1 protein-coding gene is annotated in these 382 nt (G+C 44.8%); it reads left to right on the top strand.

Going from position 1 to position 382, the window contains the following annotated elements; translation table 11 throughout:
- Positions 1–382 (top strand): mucin-binding protein (locus AC6UC9_RS06965; RefSeq protein ID WP_500701542.1); only part of this gene is annotated, 382 nt, incomplete at both ends.

Below are 382 nucleotides of genomic sequence, written 5' to 3'. Positions count from 1 at the left end.
CTAGCGTTGGTTCCGAAACTGCCACTGCTGACACACCGGACGGAACTGTTACCGTTACCTACAATGCCAATGAAGAAAAAGCATTAGTTAACTACGTTGACCAAGACAATGGTAACAAGATTATTGATCACAATGATCTGAATGGTAAGTTTGGTTCTAAGTCGGACTACAGCACAAAGGATAAGATTGCTTATTGGGAAGCTCACGGTTATGAATTAGTATCCGACGGATACCCTGCTGATGGCTACACCTTCAATACTGATAATCCAACCTTTACCGTTGTCCTGAAGCACAAGACTAGGGAAGTTACACCGGACAATCCAGGAACTCCAGGTCAACCAGTGGATCCAAACAATCCAGACGGACCTCATTATCCAGACGG

Source organism: Fructilactobacillus sp. X7R4C1, assembly GCF_059901115.1.
This window is presented reverse-complemented; position numbering and strand designations above follow the sequence as displayed.